Annotated in this window: 15 protein-coding genes and 1 pseudogene; 2 read left to right on the top strand and 14 right to left on the bottom strand. The window is 54.0% G+C overall.

Going from position 1 to position 17,136, the window contains the following annotated elements; translation table 11 throughout:
• Positions 1–20: 20 nt before the first annotated feature.
• Together ABGA49_RS06160 and ABGA49_RS06165 are read right to left on the bottom strand one after the other, a co-directional pair.
• Positions 21–968, bottom strand: a complete 948-nt coding sequence (locus ABGA49_RS06160) for an electron transfer flavoprotein subunit alpha (RefSeq protein ID WP_347665304.1) — start codon at positions 966–968, stop codon at positions 21–23.
• Between the two features lie 20 nt (positions 969–988).
• Complete coding sequence (locus ABGA49_RS06165; RefSeq protein WP_347665305.1) at positions 989–1,753, bottom strand: electron transfer flavoprotein; 765 nt, start codon at positions 1,751–1,753, stop codon at positions 989–991.
• A 327-nt stretch (positions 1,754–2,080) separates the two neighbouring features.
• Here ABGA49_RS06165 and ABGA49_RS06170 point away from each other — a divergent pair, with 327 nt between their 5' ends.
• The gene (locus tag ABGA49_RS06170; protein WP_088237989.1) at positions 2,081–2,992 is read left to right on the top strand and encodes an AraC family transcriptional regulator; all 912 of its coding nucleotides are present in this window, start codon (positions 2,081–2,083) and stop codon (positions 2,990–2,992) included.
• Between the two features lie 47 nt (positions 2,993–3,039).
• Here ABGA49_RS06170 and ABGA49_RS06175 read toward each other — a convergent pair whose 3' ends face one another.
• From ABGA49_RS06175 to ABGA49_RS06205, 7 genes are all read right to left on the bottom strand, one after another.
• Positions 3,040–4,188: an acyl-CoA dehydrogenase gene (locus tag ABGA49_RS06175; protein ID WP_061494248.1), complete on the bottom strand. Its 1,149-nt coding sequence runs from the start codon at positions 4,186–4,188 to the stop codon at positions 3,040–3,042.
• Between the two features lie 13 nt (positions 4,189–4,201).
• The gene (locus ABGA49_RS06180; RefSeq protein ID WP_061494249.1) at positions 4,202–5,797 is read right to left on the bottom strand and encodes an acyl CoA:acetate/3-ketoacid CoA transferase; all 1,596 of its coding nucleotides are present in this window, start codon (positions 5,795–5,797) and stop codon (positions 4,202–4,204) included.
• A gap of 157 nt (positions 5,798–5,954) precedes the next feature.
• Positions 5,955–6,713 carry a type I 3-dehydroquinate dehydratase gene (gene aroD / locus ABGA49_RS06185; protein ID WP_347665306.1) on the bottom strand — a complete coding sequence of 253 codons (759 nt, stop codon included), beginning with the start codon at positions 6,711–6,713 and terminating at the stop codon, positions 5,955–5,957.
• A 25-nt stretch (positions 6,714–6,738) separates the two neighbouring features.
• Positions 6,739–7,605 carry a quinate/shikimate dehydrogenase gene (gene ydiB, locus ABGA49_RS06190; RefSeq protein ID WP_061494251.1) on the bottom strand — a complete coding sequence of 289 codons (867 nt, stop codon included), beginning with the start codon at positions 7,603–7,605 and terminating at the stop codon, positions 6,739–6,741.
• Between the two features lie 38 nt (positions 7,606–7,643).
• Positions 7,644–8,879, bottom strand: coding sequence for an MFS transporter (locus ABGA49_RS06195; protein ID WP_061494252.1), 1,236 nt, complete (start codon positions 8,877–8,879; stop codon positions 7,644–7,646).
• Between the two features lie 264 nt (positions 8,880–9,143).
• Positions 9,144–10,364, bottom strand: a complete 1,221-nt coding sequence (locus ABGA49_RS06200; protein WP_347665307.1) for an MFS transporter — start codon at positions 10,362–10,364, stop codon at positions 9,144–9,146.
• A gap of 59 nt (positions 10,365–10,423) precedes the next feature.
• A complete protein-coding gene (locus ABGA49_RS06205; RefSeq protein ID WP_061499871.1) occupies positions 10,424–10,780 on the bottom strand; it encodes a YdiL family protein in 357 nt (118 codons plus the stop codon).
• A gap of 266 nt (positions 10,781–11,046) precedes the next feature.
• Between ABGA49_RS06205 and ABGA49_RS06210 the strand changes: the two genes are divergently transcribed.
• On the top strand, positions 11,047–11,658 hold the full coding sequence (locus ABGA49_RS06210; RefSeq protein WP_088237985.1) for a hypothetical protein: 612 nt from the start codon (positions 11,047–11,049) through the stop codon (positions 11,656–11,658).
• Between the two features lie 48 nt (positions 11,659–11,706).
• On the opposite strand, the gene ABGA49_RS06215 is transcribed toward ABGA49_RS06210, so the two are convergent.
• The 5 genes and pseudogenes from ABGA49_RS06215 to ABGA49_RS06235 form a co-directional block, all read right to left on the bottom strand.
• Entirely contained in the window at positions 11,707–13,485 is a 1,779-nt protein-coding gene (locus ABGA49_RS06215; RefSeq protein ID WP_347665308.1) for an aminopeptidase P family protein, read from the bottom strand.
• 17 nt (positions 13,486–13,502) lie between these two features.
• On the bottom strand, positions 13,503–14,957 hold the full coding sequence (locus ABGA49_RS06220; protein WP_061494256.1) for an AMP nucleosidase: 1,455 nt from the start codon (positions 14,955–14,957) through the stop codon (positions 13,503–13,505).
• 138 nt (positions 14,958–15,095) lie between these two features.
• Positions 15,096–16,073: an MDR family oxidoreductase gene (locus ABGA49_RS06225; RefSeq protein ID WP_347665309.1), complete on the bottom strand. Its 978-nt coding sequence runs from the start codon at positions 16,071–16,073 to the stop codon at positions 15,096–15,098.
• A gap of 26 nt (positions 16,074–16,099) precedes the next feature.
• Positions 16,100–16,781: pseudogene (locus ABGA49_RS06230) on the bottom strand (TetR/AcrR family transcriptional regulator).
• Between the two features lie 152 nt (positions 16,782–16,933).
• The gene (locus ABGA49_RS06235) at positions 16,934–17,122 is read right to left on the bottom strand and encodes a YjfB family protein (RefSeq protein WP_061494259.1); all 189 of its coding nucleotides are present in this window, start codon (positions 17,120–17,122) and stop codon (positions 16,934–16,936) included.
• Positions 17,123–17,136: the final 14 nt, after the last annotated feature.

A 17,136-nucleotide genomic window follows, 5' to 3' on the forward strand; every position in this document is an offset into this window, starting at 1 on the left:
TATCTGCGTAAGAACAAGGGTCAGTGGCTCAGCGCGTCGATCAGGGCCGGCACGACTTTATAGATATCGCCCACCAGGCCGTAATCGGCATAATTGAAGATCGGCGCATTTTTGTCTTTGTTGATGGCGACGATCACTTTCGCGCCATTGCCGCCGACCATATGCTGAATCTGACCGGAAATGCCCAGCGTCAGGTAGAGATCGGACTTCAGCAACACGCCGGAGACGCCGACATAGCGCTCGCGCTCCATCCAGTTTTCGCCTTCAGCAATCGGCCGGGAACATCCCACTTCTGCGCCAAGCACGCTGGCCAGTTCACGTACCATAGCGAGGTCGTCTTGTGCCGCCAGACCACGGCCCACGCCAACCACACGTTTCGCTTTGCTCAAATCCACACTGCTCAACGTCTTCGCCCGGCGCTGCCGGCAACGGATCTCATGGCGCGGCGCAATATACTCCGCCGTGATGACGGGGCAGGTATGGGAGGGATCGGTGGCAGCGGGCTCCATTACCCCTGGCGCAAGGGTAATAATGGTCAGTGCGCTGTTCAGCTTTTCTTTACCAAAGGCCAGACCGCCATACATGCGGTGTTGCGCACAGACGCCACTGGCGTCAATGCTAACCGCCGTGGCATCGTTCACCAGGGTGGCGTTGAGCAGCACGCTGAGTCTTGCCCCCAAGGCTTTGCAGCGTTTTGTCGTGGCCATCAGTAGCAGCGCGGGTTGACCGGCGCTCTGTTGCTCAATCAGAGCGGCAAGGGTTTCGGCAAAGTTTTCAATGCGTTGCAGGTCGGAATGCGGCTCAAGCACCGTCACGCTATCTGCGCCCAGTGCCTGGAGGCGGCTCGCCTGTTCAGCACCGTACACAATGGCATGCACCTGTTGGCCCCATTGACGTGCACCGGTCATTAATTCTGCGTAGCGTTCAGCATTGTCGCTCAGTACCCAGACACGGGTTAATTGACTCATGATCTTCTTCTCCGTTGGGCTCAATTCAGGGCTTTTTTCACGTGTTCGGCCAGGGCAGCGATTGCTTCCGGCGAATCATTGTCGAGGATGATGTGTTTGCGCGTGGTGGCTGGCGGTACGATGATCTCCATCAGTTCCGCCTGCGGCGAGGTCGGGTTCCAGCCAATATCGCTGGGTTGCCACTGATTGACCGGTTTTTTGCCTGCGCCAAGAATGGCTTTCATGGAGGGAATGCGCGGGACATTAATGTCCGACGTGACGCAGAGCACGGCGGGCGGCGTCAGTTCGATCACTTCCACGTCTTCTTCAAGCGTGCGCTCAACGGTGAGTGTTGCGCCATCGCGCCGGATGCTGCTGACCGCATTAATCACCGGCAGTTGCAGAAGCTCGCCAACCAGCAACCCCACTTGTTGGGCATAGAGGTCACCGGAACCTTCGCCAAACAGCATCACATCGAAGCCTATTTTTTCTGCCGCTGCGGCCAGCGCCAGGGCGGTTTCTTTCGGCAGGGCATGTTCCAGTTGTGCATCCTGCACCATAAACAGGCTGTTTGGACCGCGGGAAAGGACATCTTTACGTACTTTCGAGTTTTGCAGCAGCGAGCCGCCGACGGTCAGTGCGGTAACCTCATCGCCTTCACTGGCGAGTTGTGTGGCCGCTTCGATGGCATTGAGATCGAACTGGCTGATCTTCGCCTCTGCATTGTCAAAGCTGAGCGTATGGTCGGGCATAACCATAATGTCCTGTTCCTCAGGCACCAGTTTAAAGCAGGTTATTATTTTCATGGCATCTCCTGTAAGTCGCGGGCGAATATTGGCGGTGACGCCAACATCGACGAAAGGTCAAACGTGACTGGAAATAGTGTGCGATAGCGAGATCGGGTTTTCGACGGGGCAAGCTGTTTTCGTTGCTAACAATCTTGCAAAAAAAGTGAGATCGATTAAGCAAAATAAAAGTCAGTGAAAATAAATTGCGTGCGTAAACATATTATCTTGCATGCCCGGTAAATGATCTTGTTCTGCGCCTGTAAAGTCCAGTTGAATAACCGCAGCGCTCGCTCTATTTTATCCTTATTATTTTGTTTGGGCTTATTCTCAAAATGTGAGGTTGTCATGTATCAGCGATGCTTTGATAATGCCATGGAACCCCTTTTCGCGCAGGGGGAAACACCCCGATTTTCACGCTTTGTCATCAGCGATGATCCGGCCTGGGAATCCGGGCATCATGTTCACGATAATGAAACCGAGCTTATTTACGTGAAAAAAGGTGTGGCGCGATTAATCATCGACTCCTCACTGTATGTCGCACATGCGGATGATATTGTGGTGATTGAACGTGGGCGGTTGCACGCAGTGGCATCGGATGCCACTGCGCCTGCCACCACCTATACCTGCGCCCTGCATAGCTTCCGTTTTCGTGACCGGGAGGAGCACCAGTTGTTGCAGCCGCATTCATGTCCGGTCGTTTCCGCCGGTCAGGGGAAAGCGGTGATTAAAAGCATATTTAATGAATTGAGTGTAATGTTACCTCAAAGTAAAAATACCTTAACGTCCTCCGTCTATGATGCCTTTGCCTATGCATTGACGGTGTTGTATTACGAGAATTTTAAAAATGCCTACCGTTCGGAACAGGGCTATATTAAAAAAGATGCATTAATTAAAGATGTTCTGGTCTATTTGAATAACAATTACCGCAAAAAAATAACGCTCGAACAGTTGTCAAAACAATTTCGCGCCAGTGTCAGTTATATCTGTCACGAATTTACTAAAGAGTACCGTATTTCCCCCATCAACTATGTGATCCAGCGGCGGATGACCGAAGCCAAATTTGCGCTGACCAATACCGATAATTCGCTGGCGGAAATCTCCTGGCGTGTGGGGTATGAAAATGTGGATCACTTCGCCAAGCTTTTTCTGCGTCATGGCGGCTGCTCGCCAAGCGATTACCGGCGGCAATTTAAAAATAATGTGAGTGAGCAAGAGCACCTGCCCAGCTTTTATCCGCAGGAGAATGTCCTGTTTTAGGTGGTTACCTCAGTTCCCGGTTTACCGGGAACTGAGGGATTATCCGCTTAGTCCTGATAGTCTTTCAGGATCTGCCGGCCCGCCACATAAATCATGATCTCATCCGTGCCGCCGCCGATACGTTCACACCGCACATCGCGCCAGAACCGGGAAACGCGCGCTTCGTCGGTGTAACCCAGCCCGCCCATGATCTGAATGGCGTCATCGATCACTTCCATTGCCGTTCGTGCGCAGTAGAGTTTCGCCAGCGCTGCGCTGGTACGCAGAGACTGTTGCTGATCTGCCTGCCAGGCCACTTTCAGCACCATATTGCGCATGTTCTCGACTTTGATGGCCATCAGAGCCAGTTTTTCCTGGATCATCTGGTTATGACCAATTGGTTTGCCAAAGGCAATACGCTGATTGGCATAGCGAGCGGCATCTTCAAACGCGCATTCAGCAAAGCCGGTGCTACGCGCGGCATTGATCAGACGTTCCATCTCAAAGTTATACATCACATTGAGAAAGCCCATCCCCTCTTCGCCAACCATGTCGCTCTCTTCAACTTCCACATTGTCGAGGTAGACTTCGCAGGTACTCAGCATATGCCAGCCAATTTTATGCAGCGGGTTGACTTTGATACCCGGTTTTTTGGCATCCACCCACCACAGCGTAAAGGCTCTTTTCGGATCTTTCGGTTGCGGATCGCGTGCCAGCACCAGCATGTAAGGGTACTCTTTCGCACCGGTAATAAAGGTTTTTTGCCCGTTCAGGTACACCTTGCCATTTTTGCGCGTGTAGCTCGTGGTGGCGCTGTTGTTATCCGAACCCGCACCTGGCTCCGTTAAGGCCAGTGCATAGGCCGGGTCACCGGTTTCCATGGTGCTTTCGGCAGTTTTACGCAGTTGCTCGGCAGATCCGAAACGGCGCATGCTGTGGATACACTGCCCATTGGTGATAAGAAACGCCGGTGCGCCGCATTTTGATACTTCCATTAGCGCCAGCATCTGCGTGACATAATCTGCCGGAATGCCGCCGAACTCTTCCGGTACTCCAAGCATGGAAATGCCATTATCGGCCAGCGCGCGCATAAATTCTCGCGGGTAGGTTGCCGTCTGATCGCAGGTGCGGAAATACTCTTCCGGGAAGTGACTGGTGATCAGTTCGCGGATGCTGGCAAGCAGCAATTCCTGCTCTTCGGTTAAAGAAAAATCCATTATTGTACTCCTGTTAATGGGCCGCTTCGGGTAAGACGAACCCCATGGTGGCGTCGATAAATAAGCGTTCATCCATCTGTTTCAGATGAGGGGAAATAACCGGGGTGAATTCCATGTTGTCCAGAATGTCTTTTTGCAGGTCGATGCCTGGCGCAATTTCGATTAAATGGAGACCGTCTTCTCTCAGCGTAAACACCGCGCGTTCGGTGATATAACGGACATCCAGCCCGCGTTCGAGGGCAATTTTTCCGCTAAAGGTAATTTCTGGCAGCGTGGAAATGAATTTTTTCACCCGACCTTCCTGCACAATGCGCAACTGGCCGTCGGTAATATCCGTTTTCAGACCGGCGGCGGTCAGCGTGCCGCAGAACACAATTTTTCTTGAGGTGGCGCTAATATCAATAAAGCCGCCGGTGCCCATTATTTTGCCATTGAATTTATGCACGCCGACGTTACCGTGCTGATCCACTTCGGCAAAGCTCAGGTAACAGACATCCAGACCACCGCCGTGGTAGAAATCGAATTGCGAGGTCATATCCAGAATGGCGCGGGTATTCACGTTGGCGCCAAAGGCCACCCCTTGTGAGGTGATGCCGCCAACTGGCCCGGTTTCCACCGTCAGGACAAAGTCGTCTGCGCAGCCTTCTTCCCGTGCCACCAGCCCGATGCCATCGGCAATACCGACACCGACGTTACCCACCGCACCTTTGCGCATCTCAAACAGCGCACGGCGCGCCACCAGCTTGCGCTGATTGAGGGGCAGGGTGAGCTGGGTGCTGTCATCGAGCGTAAAATCGCCAGAGATAAAGCGGTTCACCGGCGCTCCGCCGTACAGCTGCGTCTGGTTTGGGTCAATGACCACAATATCCACCAGGTAGCCGGGGATACGCACTGATTTGGGATGCAGGGTGGCTTTTTTCACCATTTTCTGCACCTGCATCATCACGATGCCGCCGTTGTTATGCACAGCCTGGGCCAGCACCAGCGCATCCAGATACATCACTTCATCTTCAAACGAAGCGTAACCTTCGCTGTCGCAGGTGGTCGCGCGGATAAAGGCAATATCCGGCGCAATCGCTTTGTAGTAGAGGTACTCCTTGTTATCGATCTCCACCAGCTTGATCAGTTCCTCTTTGGTGACCTCATTCAGCTTGCCGCCCTGCTGGCGGGGGTCAACGAACGTCCCGATACCGATATCACTGAGAATGCCGGGCTGATGGGCGGCGGCGGCGCGCAATGTCTGCGTCAATATGCCCTGTGGGTAGTTATAGGCAGCAATTTTTCCTTGCTCAGCCAGATCGGAGATGCGCGGTGATTGCCCCCAGTGCCCGCATAACGCCCATTTCACCAGACCTTCCTGCGCCAGCGGGCTGATGCCACGATCGGCGCGATCGCCCAGACCGGTCGGGCTGATGAGGGAAAGATTCCGCGGTGTTTGCGTCTGTTTATATTTCTCCGCTAAAGCGGTAATTAATGTGGTGGCTTCAAGAATGCCGCCACCTGCTCCTAAAACACAAAGTGTGGCTTCGTCCGGAATATAATTCACCGCGTCCTGCGCAGACAGCACAGTGACACGCCCATTAATGCGTGTGGGTCTTTCTGGTTTCATCATCGCTCCTCGAAATAACCGGGCGGGTAGCCGCATTATTCGCCGTGCAGCGAAATAAAGGCGTACGAAGCCGCGGAATATTTATTGAAAATATTCACGTCCGGTCATTTGTTTTAATTAAGGGCGGGCATGTTTATTCCCGCCTGAATTGGGTTTATTAAGCCTGATGCAATACCGATAATACTGTTCGCAGGTCACTAACGGATATTTGGCCCGGTGCGGAGGCTTTTTTAACCGCGCCAAAGGTAGCCGCAGACCCGAACACCTCACCCGCCAGACGTGAAATTACGCCGGTTTTAGACATCGACATGGTGATGATAGGGCGGTCAGCATAGCGCTCATGCATCTCCAGCGTCGCGGTGAGCAGCGTCAGGACATCGGTTTTGTTTTGCGGCATCAGTGCGATTTTGGGGATATCTGCGCCAAGCTGCTGCATTTTCCGCAGGCGCTGAACGATCTCCTCCACCGGCGGTGTTTTATGGAAGTCATGATTGGACATAATGACTTTCACATTTTTCGCGTGTGCATGTTCCACGGTGGTTTTGACCAGTTCGTCACCGGTAAACAGCTCCAGATCGATCATATCCACCAGGCCGCTATCGACTGCCGCACGGTTCAGCGCAATGTACTGCTCAGCCGATAACGCCTGCTCGCCGCCTTCTTTGGCGCTGCGGAAGGTAAACAGCAGCGGTTTATCCGTGATGATCGTACGGATGGCGGATGCCGCTTCCAGCACGGCCTCAACTGAGGCTACATTGGCGAAATGGTCGACGCGCCATTCGAGGATATCGAAATCCGCGTCGCGATAGCTCTGCGCTTCAGATTTCACACTGGCGATATCTTTTCCCATTAACGACACAATAATTCTGGGTGCCCCTTCGCCAATCACGAGGTTTTTTACGGTTACGGTTTTCATTGAGTACCTTTTATTCACCAGCCTGTCAGGCTTCGAAGCCCATGACCTGTTTCACGTATTCCAGAGGGAACTCTTTGCCGGTCCACAGCTTGAACTGTTCAGCCCCTTGCCATAACAACATGCCGTAACCGTCAATTGTTTTGCAACCGGCTTGTTGCGCCTGCTGCAATAACTTCGTGATATGCGGGTTATAAACGCATTCGGTGACCAGCAATCCCGGGCGCAGCAGGCTGACATCGCTGATGAGTGACGCATTTTCCATCGGTTTCATGCCGACCTTGGTGCCGTTGGTGAGAATATCCGCTGTGGCGAGGGCTGCCGCAAAGGCGTTCTGATCTTCAAGGTCTGTCACGGTGACCACGCAATCGGTGTTTTCGTTAACCCGTTTGGCGAAGGCGACGGCTTTTTCAAAGAAGTCGTCCCGGCGGTTAAACAGTTTAATCTCTTTAATGCCTTCAATAGCCGCCTGCGCGCCAATCGCAGTGGACGCGCCCCCGGCACCCAGCAGCACCATGGTTTTGCCTTTGATATCGAAACCGCTCTCTTTGATGGCGCGAATATGTCCTGTGCCATCGGTATTGTAGCCGCGCAGGTAACCATCATCGTTAACAATGGTATTAATGGCACCGACCAGTTTTGCCGCCGGGGTTAATTCATCAACATAGTCGCATGCCAGCTGTTTATTGGGCATGGAAACCCCGGTACCGCGCATTTTTAAGGCTTTTAACCCGGCAATGGCGTTTGCAAAGGTCGTGTTATCGACTTCAAATGCCATATAGGTATAAGGCAGTCCGGCTTTTTCCAGCGCTTTATTTTGCATTTCCGGAGACAGGCTGTGTCTGATGGGGTAGGCCATCAGCCCAATCAGTTCATATTTAGCAGTAACATCCATAATAGACTCCTTGAATTTTTATCGTGAATCGAAGCTGTTTATTGAAAATAGCGTTCGCCGAACCGCACATCGTTTTTTGGAATATTGAATACGCGGTAGTAGCGGACGAAAACAATGAGCGCGGTGATGAAGGCCAGCAGCGCAAAAACGAAGTCCAGCGCGATGATGTATTGCAGACCAATCGTTGAGAGGTAACCGGTGATCAGCGGAATAACAAAGTTTGCCAGTCCGCCCATCATCATATAAACGCTGGTGACTTTGGCTTTGCTTTTCGGGAAGAACTCCGACATGACGGACACACCGAGTTGCAGAATGCCGCCCGCGGCGGAAAAGCCGATAACAAAAGCACCGGCATTACACACCAGCGGCGACGGGTATAAATAGATAACCGCTGCGGTCAGCGTCGCCAGGCCGGCGTTAAAGACGTTAGCCCAGATAGGGCGCACGGCTTTTTTCAACAGCACGGCGAAGATAAACACGCACAGCAGCGATCCCATGCTGTAGTAGGAGATGGTTTTCAGTGCGTCGGATTCCACCATGCCGGCAAATGCCATGGCGTACTTCGGCATCCACACCACGATGACGTAGAATGTCGAGAAGGCGGCAACGCCAAACAGTACCGACGCGACGCCTTCCAGCCACGGCAGCGGTTTGCTGTTCATTTGCGGTAATGCTTTGGCGACACTGGCGTCCACCTGCTGACCGGGAAAGCGGCTTTTCAACAGCAGCAGGGTGATAAGCACAAACAGCACGCCCGGAATGATGACGCCATAGCCGTACCAGATATGATTGAGCAGCATATAGCTGACGATCATGGGATAGAGCATCTGCCCGAAGGAGACCATCGCTTTCACCAGGATCACCGCCGAGCCGGAGGCTGTCGGGAAACACTCCATCAGCGCTGGGTAGCCGCCAGTATCCAGTGCCGAGTTGGCGACACCGACGCAGACGGCCAGAACAAAGGCCACCATAAGGTTCGGGCTGGCGGGAATACCAAAGAAAAAACACATATATAAGACAACGCCTAACAGAATTACCGCCCTGCGGCCGAACTTGTCGGAAATTACACCAAAGAAGAGAATACTGACCAGTCGGCCAAGACCGATGCCGGAAATTAAATAAGCAATGCCTGCATTGTCGGTGGAAAATTTTGCCGCCAGCGACGTCATATTTTGAGCCAGCGTGATAACACTTATCCCGTGTAAAAAATAACTGAGATAGATACAGATAACGGCGAGGATAAAAGGGGTGCTGAAAGCCTTATTCTGAGACATTTTTCACAGCTCCATGCTAATTTTAAATTTGTTCTCCCGCGCCTGTCACTGTGATATCTGGCAGCGAGTTTAGTGATTACTGTACGTGGTTGCTGTGGCCGGACATACATAGCATGGCGTTTAATTTGCCAGGTTTATTGCAGGGTAAAATGTGATGTGAATTGCCTTTAATGCGGTTTCCGGCGTGAGCGATTAAGACGGTAAATAACGTCCGTATTATTTTGCAGAAGAGCCTCAACAATATTGCATGGGCAACCCGGCAGGTTATTCCGCGAGCGGTGATATATGGACTAAACGCCGGGATTCCATCCGGCTGCGCAGACCAATAAACAGTGCCAGCAGAAAACCAACAGCGGCAATGGCGGTATCAAACCACATAATATCGGCAATGCTGTGCTCCGAGAGGCGTGCCGTGATTAACGGGATGGTAAAGGTGGCGATGCTTCCCGCGCTGTAATAAATACCGGTGGCTTTGCCTTTGGCATGCGGAAAGCGGGTTGCCATCAGCGTCAGGCCAATCTGCACGACCCCGCCTGCCGAGGAGAAGCCAATGACAAACGAAAAAATCACCACCACATATACGCTGGGATGGAGGCACACCGTCAATAACGCCACAAACGACATGAAGGTGTACAGAATTAACAGGGCCATGGTTCTGGCGGTTTTCCGTACCAGCGGAGCAGTAATCAATACGCAGAGCAGCGATCCACAGGTGTACACGCTGAGCAGTTTGATGGATGCGGTATAAGACAGACCCACCACAAACTGGCCGTACTGTGCAAGCCACTGACTGATAAGATAAAACGTGGTCATTGCCACATAGCCATACAGCGTATAGCTGGCGAGATCGATAACCGAGCAGCGGTGTTTAACAGGCGGCGCCGCGCAGTCTGGCGCCGGTCTGGCGGCTGTAACCTGACGCCCTTGGTGAGGAGGAAACGTGCAGCGCAGCAAAAAAACGCCGTTGAGGAGCATAATGGCCGCGGCAATCAAAAAGGACCAGCCAAACCACAGTTCTGCCCACACCAACAGGCTGATGATCAGCGGTAACAGAAACTGTCCTGCGGAAATAAACGCTTTGATCAGCACATTCGCGGTGCCGGGTGCGCGTGGAAATGCCTCCATCAGGCTGGGGTAGGTTCCGGCATCCAGAAAGCTGTTGGCAATCCCGGCGACAAAGCCAAAGGCGTAGGCCACGAGAATGTTGTGTGTATTAATGATGCCGAGAAAAAACGTGAGGTAGCAGATCATGCCAAAGATAATAAACGGTCGTCGACCGAACTTATCGGACAAGACACCGGAGAAAAACAGGACGCTTAACCGGCCAATACCGAGCGACGAAATCACCACAGAGACACCGGCCGCGTTGGTCTGCCACTGGAGTTCGAGCGAGGACATATTGAGGCTCATCAGAATGACCCCCATGCCATGCACCAGGTAATTCAGATAGAGACCCAATGCAGTAGAGAGATAGGTATTTTTCATCTTGTGTGTACTGCGTGACGGTAAAATGAATCGTCAGTGGCGTGAGCGGACCAAACGCGTTAACACAGATGTTCCAGATCGTGTGCATAGAGTTCGGCAGCCACCGACTGATAAACTTTCCAGTCCAGATAATCGCCATCACGATATACTGTCTGAAAAGCGGCTAAATCCGCGAAAAAACGCATCGTATTATTGCCAATACGATTATTTATTCGGCTGATAAGGGCGTTGATGTGAGTTTGTCTTTTTTTTCTCAGTTCCAGTAATTTTGCAACAATATCCGCCGGGATCGCTTTCTCACCATTTTCCCATGCCTGCCATTCCGCTGTGGTGTTATCTGGTGCTATCCAGATGGCGCACTCTTCAACGGTCATGGCGAAAATATGGCGTAATGCCTGCAATTCATATGCGTTCATCATTTAATTGCTTCATGTAAAAACGATTACGCATAAATAACATGAATACACAGAACGCATATTGAACAGAGTCACAGGATCTTGTGCAATATTATTTGTTATCAGCCTGTAAATTAAAACGCTGGATTCTGGAAGCAAGGCCGAAGAATTTGCCTTTATTACGCAGTGCAATGCGAAGATATTTGCCACAGCGCGATGAAATTAATAGGGTTATTTCTGCTATGACAATACTCTTTTTATCTGATGACCACAGGAAGGTAATCACCATGAAGAACAGTGAATTTGTGACGGAAAAAATGCGAGAGTTTATGCAACGGGGCGACATGGGGGCGGCGAGTTTTCATGAACTGTTGTCTGACATGCAGCGCCACCCGTGGTATCAGTCGCAGCTTCAGCGCCTTGAACAACTGCGGCAACCGGAGAGTCGTGCAAACCCGTTTGTCGGCTCTTTGTGCGCCGACAGTAACGCGCAGGCGATTGTGGAATCGCTCCGGTGCTATCTGGCGGTGGATGAGGAGCCGAAGCATGTGGATAGCGAATCCTATTTTGAGTGTTTGGTGCAGCATATCAGGGCGCTTGGTATTCGCGTGGTTAAACCGGATCAGGAGGGAATACCGCAGCGTCCGGGGGAAGATCCTCAGGGGATGGTGATAGCGTTCGCCACTGCGCCCTGTATTGTTGTTCATCCTGATGCCACGCCGGAGGTGCGCGCATTGCGCGTGTTGCACATGCTGTGTCTGATGGGACTGGGGCTCTCCGGTATTTACTACGATGACGATACCGGGATCGGGCAGGAAGCGGCGTTGTGTCATGCTGTCGCCACCGGGTTTCTTGCGCAGGAAAGAGCGGGGTGGGGCGGCGCTAAAGAACAGGCATGAGCGTAAAAAAAGGGCGCATCCGCGCCCCTTTATCTGTTGATGGCGGCGTCACCCGGCCTGAACGCGCAGTGGCGCGGTGGCGGCAAACAGCCACGGGCGGGCCTCGCTGTCGACCCGCGGCGATAGCGTGTCGCGAACCTGCTGATGATAATCATCCAGCCACTGCTGCTCTTGTTCACTGAGCAGATTCCATTCGACCAGGCTTAAATCGATAGGGATCAGCGTCAGCGACGCAAAGCGGCAGAAACCCGGCTGGCTTTCCACCACTTCCACCTGGTTTTCGATGCGAATACCGTAGCGATCGGCCAGGTAATAACCCGGTTCGATGGTCATGATATTGCCCGCAGACAGTGGCCATGGGTTGACCTTTTTGGCAATACGCTGTGGCTGCTCGTGGATCAGCAACTGGTGGCCCACGCCATGGCCGGTGCCGTGATCAAAATCCAGCCCTAAATCCCAGAGGGCACGGCGGGCAAAGGCATCCAGTTGATGCCCGTGCGTACCGCTCGGAAATTGCAGGGTAAACATCGACAAAAAGCCTTTCAGAACAGCGGTATAGTGCAGGCGTTGCTGGGGATCTACCGGGCCAAATGACAAGGTACGCGTGGCGTCGGTTGTACCGTTCTGGTACTGACCACCGGAGTCATTGAGATAGAGATGAGCTCGGGTAATCGGCAGGTTGGTTTTTTCGCTGCTGTGATAGTGGCACATGGCGGCATTGCTGGCGGAGGCGGAAATGGTGCTGAAGCTTTGCTCAATAAAACCGGGCTGCCGCTGGCGGAACTCGAGCTGTTTTTGCTGAGCTTCCAGTTCCGTCACCGGGTTGCCGGCTGCTTCGCGGGCCGGGACTTCCTGCGCCAGCCAGGCCAGAAAGTTAACCCATGCAGCGCCGTCCTGCTGATGGCTTTCGCGGTAACCCGCCAGCTCAACCGCATTTTTATGCGCTTTGATAAAGGTAATCGGATCGGCGCCCCACAGCACCTCACCGCCGTGCTGTTCAATGGCGAAACGTAGTGCGACAGGCGCGAAATCGCCGTCGAGCAGGATCTTTTTGCCCGCCGCAACCTGCTGGCAACGGGGCAGGAAGGCGTCAACATCGTTGAGCGTCAGCGTGGAGATGAGCGCGGCGGAAAGTGTGGCTGTCTTGGGTGGCGCCACAAACCACTCCACCTCGCCGTCGCGGCTCAGCAGGGCAAAAGAGTGCGCCACCGGGTTCATCTCGATATCCGATCCACGAATGTTCAACAGCCAGGCAATATTGTCCGGCAGGGTGATAGCGAGAAAATCCGCCCCTTTTTCCGCCAGCACACGGGCAACTCGCGCACGTTTGTCGGCGCTGCTTTCACCGCTGATCGCAACCGGCATTTCGCGGATAGCCCCACACGGAGCTGCCGGGCGATCGTGCCAGATAGCATCAAACGGATCGGTGGTTAACGCGATTAACCGGCAGTGCGTCGCGCTCAGCGCCTGATACTGGCTGTTAACCATCAGTAACGGCTCAAACCCGATGCGGCTCCCGGCGGGCAGTGAAGCATTAAGCCACTGATCCAGCGGCTCGTTGTGCAAATGATGGATGTCAAACGCACTGAGATCCACCTCGTTGCGCACCTGCACCTGGTAGCGGCCATCGACAAACAGAAGCGCTTTATCGCGCAACACCAGCGCCATGCCCGCCGACCCGGTGAAACCGGTCAGCCACTGCAATTTATTGTCATGCGGTGCGCAGTTTTCACTCTGATGAGCATCGGCGCGTGGGACGATGATGCCGTCAAGCTCAAGTGCAACTACCTGGTCACGTAATGCTTGCAGCGGTGAAGGGGATTGCATGTGGGATCCTTTTGTCATTAGCGGAACGGCGGTTCGTTAAAGGTGCGGAGTTTGCGGGAATGGAGACGGTCGCCTTCCGCGCGTAGCAAATCAATAGCCCGAATGCCGATTTGCAAATGTTCGGAAATCGCCCCTTCATAAAACCGGTTAGCCTGGCCGGGGAGTTTGATCTCCCCGTGCAGGGGTTTATCAGACACGCACAATAAGGTGCCATAAGGGACGCGGAAGCGGTAACCCTGCGCGGCAATGGTGGCACTCTCCATATCGATCGCCACGGCGCGACTCAGGTTGAAACGCAGCGCAGAAGCGGAGTAGCGCAGTTCCCAGTTACGATCGTCGGTGGTCACCACGGTGCCGGTACGCAGGCGTTGCTTCACTTCTTCGCCCGGCATATCGCTCACCTCTTTGGTGGCGTCATATAAGGCGCGTTGCACTTCGGCGATGCTCGGAATAGGAATATCCGGCGGCAGCACCGCATCCAGAACATGGTCGTCGCGCAGATAGGCGTGTGCCAGTACATAATCGCCAATCGCCTGGCTTTCACGCAGCCCACCGCAGTGACCAATCATCAGCCAGACATCCGGGCGCAGCACCGCGAGATGGTCGCAGATAGTTTTCGCATTCGAAGGTCCAACACCAATGTTAATCAGCGTAATACCCTGACCATCGGCGGTAATCAAATGCCACGCTGGCATCTGGTGTTTCTTCCATGCGAGGTCTGAAACGGCGGTTTCCGGCGCTTCCGTATCGGCCGTGATCCAGTTGCCTCCGGCGCAGGAGAGCGCAACGTAAGGGCTTTCCGGATCGAGGATCTGGCTACAGCCCCAGCGCACAAACTCATCGACATAACGCGTGTAGTTGGTGAACAGCACGAAGGGCTGGAAATGTTCGACCGGTGTTCCGGTGTAGTGGCGCAGTCGCGCCAGCGAAAAGTCGACGCGGCGCGCATCGAAATGGGACAGCGGATAGAGTTCCGTGGGATGGAACAGTCCATCGGCAGTCTCATCGCCAATTTGCGCCAGTTCAGTGGTAGGGAAGAAGCGTGTCAACCCGGCGCTCATTGAACGGTCCAGCGTCAGGGCGGAGCCATCAATCACATACGGATAGGGGATCTCATGCGCTGACAGGCCCACTTCGATTTGTGCGCCGTAGTCCTGGCACAACAGTGTAAGTTGTTCGCGTAAATAGGGACGAAACAGCGACGGGCGGGTCACGGTAGTGGTGTAACAACCCGAATGGGTAAAACGGGCATAGGCGCGGGTTTTGGGGGGATTGGTCGCGCTACCGTTCCAGCTTACCGACAGCGACGGATAGACGAACAACCCATTCGCACGGGCTTCAGCGTCGGGAAGCTGACCGGTTTCAATATACAGCGCGATGGCGTCGCGCAAGGCGGTAACCGAGCGGTCATACAGCGCTTCAAGCTGATCCAGCGCCTCTTCCGGGGTCAGGTGTGCACCCATATTGTTCATCTTTATCTCCTTATCTGCTCTACGGCTGTACCCGATAGTATGTCACAGGTTCGGGAAACGAAAGCCGGGTGCGAAGGGATTCAGAAGAAACGGGTGACGCGGGATAACCCGGCGCGACGGTGCGCGCCGGGGCAGGGATCAGCCGTGGATGTTAACCAGCGTACGTCCCTGGATTTTGTTTTGCAGAAAATCGGCGGCGGTAGCAGGGGCTTGCGCCAGCGTAATCTCTGTTGCGGCCTGCTGGTAATAGCTGGCGGGCAGCGTTTCCGCCAGACGTTGCCATACGGCGCCGCGCTGTGCAGTGGGTACCATAACGGAGTCCACGCCCTGTAAACGGACATTGCGCAGAATAAACGGCATCACCGTGGTCGGCAGCTCAAAGCTACCTGCCAGACCGCAGGCCGCGACACAGCCGCCATAGTTGGTTTGCGCCAGGACTTTGGCCAGTACCGCGCCGCCAACGGTATCCACTGCGCCTGCCCACAGCTGTTTTTCCAGTGGACGGGTCTGGGCGAAATCACTGCGCTGCAGGATCTCATCGGCCCCTAACTGACGCAGGAAATCGTGGGTGGATTCACGCCCGGTAACCGCGGCTACGCGGTAGCCTAGCGCTTTAAGCAATACCACCGCTGTACTGCCGACACCGCCGCTCGCGCCAGTCACCAGGATCGTGCCATCCTGCGGTTTCAGCCCTGCATCCTGCAGTGCCATGACGCACAGCATTGCCGTAAAGCCTGCCGTGCCAATGATCATCGCCTGACGGGCACTTAAATGCTCAGGCAGTGCAACCAGCCAGTCGCCTTTCACACAGGCCTGAGCTGCCAGACCGCCCCAGTGGTTTTCACCCACGCCCCAGCCGGTGAGGATCACGGCCTGGCCGGGTGCAAAACGCGGGTCGCGACTTTCGTTAACGCGGCCAGAAAAATCGATGCCCGGCACCATCGGGAACTGACGGATAATTTTGCCCTTGCCGGTGATGGCCAGCGCGTCTTTGTAGTTAAGGCTGGACCAGTCTATATCGACCCGGACGTCGCCCTCCGCCAGTGGGGGGAGCTCAATGTCTTTGACTTCCGCCAGGGTTTGATTCTCTTGCTGTTCCAGAACTAATGCTTTCATGACTGCGTTTTCCTCGTCGGATGAGGTTAATTTTCGGCGGGTTATGCCGTCCTGTGCAGGTGTTTATTTCGTTGTAATGCTGTGCCGGAAGAAGGCCCAGTACTGATTGAGCGGTTCCACGGAGCGGAACAGTTTGGCGCGCATCACCGCCCCTTCCCAGCCGGACCAGAAAACCCGCGCCAGTTCGCCGGTGTCGGCAGTCGGCGGTAACTCGCCGCACTGCTTTGCGGCCATCAGACAGTGGCTGACACGGGTTTCCCACTCTTCAAGGATTGCTTTCAACTGATCGGGAAAGGTTTCCGGTAACAGCGGCGTTTCCTGTAGCAGGTTGCCCACCAGGCAACCACGGCGGAAATCATATTTCGCCATGCCCTGGCCCGCATGGTGTACAAAGGCTTCCATGCGCTGTAAGGGCGTGAGCTGATCGTTCAGTAAAAAAGAGTCCAGTTTATGGGCGAAAAATGCACCGTAGGCGTTTAGCACTGCGGTGCCGAATTCCTGTTTGCTCTTAAAACAGTGGTAGAAAGACCCCTTGGGGACCGCGATATTTTTGATCACCGCATCAATGCCCGCCGACAGATAGCCCGTTTCGGTGATCACTTCGAGGCCCGAACGAATTAGCGCTTTGCGGATATCGGTGAATTCGCGTTCTACTTTCGGCGGCCGCCCACGACGGGGCTTGTGCTGCACGACTGTTTCGCCATTCATAATTTAGACCGATTGGTTTTAATTGGGGGCAGGCTACGCCGATTTGACGTGCTAAGCAAGCTAAGAGAAACAAAAAAAGCCCGCACGAGGCGGGCCTGGATTCATTTTTGCCCACCAACGCGGTAGGGCGGAGCGCTGGAGGGCAAACCGGATCAGGCGGTCGTGTTGATGTTACGACCGATTGCCGGGTTGGAGGGTAATTGCGGGATCTGTTTAATAAGATCCGTTGCAATTGACTGCTGGCTATCCAGCGCCTTTTTCAGCACCAGCGTGTTGACCTGGTTGCTGAGTTGATAGGAATCAAGACTGCTGGCTAATGATGAGATTTGTATTGGATCCATGCATTCATCCTTCG

It is taken from the genome of Kosakonia sp. WA-90 (assembly GCF_039871955.1).
GTDB lineage: Bacteria > Pseudomonadota > Gammaproteobacteria > Enterobacterales > Enterobacteriaceae > Kosakonia > Kosakonia oryzendophytica.